Origin of the sequence: Mesorhizobium sp. M7A.F.Ca.CA.001.04.2.1 (assembly GCF_003998485.1) — a bacterium.
Taxonomy (GTDB): Bacteria; Pseudomonadota; Alphaproteobacteria; order Rhizobiales; family Rhizobiaceae; genus Mesorhizobium; species Mesorhizobium ciceri.
This window is the reverse complement of record NZ_RZQT01000290.1, coordinates 1-997: the sequence shown is the minus strand read 5'-3', so window position 1 is coordinate 997 and position 997 is coordinate 1. Positions and strand designations below refer to the sequence as shown.

Below are 997 nucleotides of genomic sequence, written 5' to 3'. Positions count from 1 at the left end.
GAAAGCCCGCGATGGTGCTGATGGCCGACAAAGGTCGCTATGCCGGCGGCGCTTTCGTTGCCTTTAAAGCCGACAAGCGCCAGCGCCTGTGGGATCGCGTGCAAGGGAAAGTCGGCGGACCAGTGCCTATCGGTCTCAAGCAAGAAAAGGCCGAATGGCTTAAGCCTGGTCTGGTCGGTCGCGTGCGGTTCCTGAAAGGCGAGGAGAAGCTTCGCCATGCGAAGCTGCTGGATTACCGGGAGGAATAATTCTTGGGCTACTGGCAAGGAGTGCTGCCCACATTGCGGAACAGAACCGTGTGGCTGACGTTGTGCCGACATCGGCACGTCTAGGAGAAACGGCATGGTGGCGCCGCGCGCGGTCTGGAAGGGTTTTCTGAGGGTCGGTTCCGTGTCGTGCGGGGTGAAGATAGTTGGTGCTACAAGCGAGGCATCCAAGATCCACTTCAAGATTCTGAACCGCAAGAACGGCTTGCCCGTCAAGAGCGCCTATGTCGACGAAGGGACCGGCGATGTTGTCGAAGTCGCGGATCAGATCAAAGGCTACGAGGCGGACAAGGGCGAGTTCATACAAGTCGAGCCGGACGAGATCAAAAAACTGAAACTGACGTCGCAGCATACACTCGACGTCGATTCCTTTGTTCCCGTTGCCGAGATCGACACGCGCTATCTCGAAAAGCCCTACTACTTGATCCCGGCAGACGGAGCTTCCCTGGAGGCCTTTGCCATTTTGCGCGATGCGATGGCCAAGAAGCGCGTTGCGGCGCGATCCTGCGTCGTACTCTATCAGCGCGGGCGCGAAGTGTTAATACAGCCGCTTGAAAAAGGAATGCTGCTGACCGAGTTGCGCACCCACAATGAGATGACATCGGAAGACACCGTCTTTAATGACGTGAAAAGCCCAAAATACGATTCGGATTTGCTCGAAATCGCGGGCCTCCTTATCGACAAGAAGGTGACGAAGTTTGATCCCTCGAAATTCGAGGACACCTATGAAG

The 997-nt window shown here is 56.3% G+C and carries 1 protein-coding gene and 1 pseudogene; both read left to right on the top strand.

Translation table 11 applies throughout. The features are described 5' to 3' along the window. Positions 1–248, top strand: a pseudogene (locus EN955_RS34560) (ATP-dependent DNA ligase); the annotation flags it as partial. Between the two features lie 94 nt (positions 249–342). After that, positions 343–997, top strand: a 655-nt coding sequence (locus EN955_RS34555; protein ID WP_127223578.1) for a Ku protein, incomplete at its 3' end; no start/stop codon positions are given.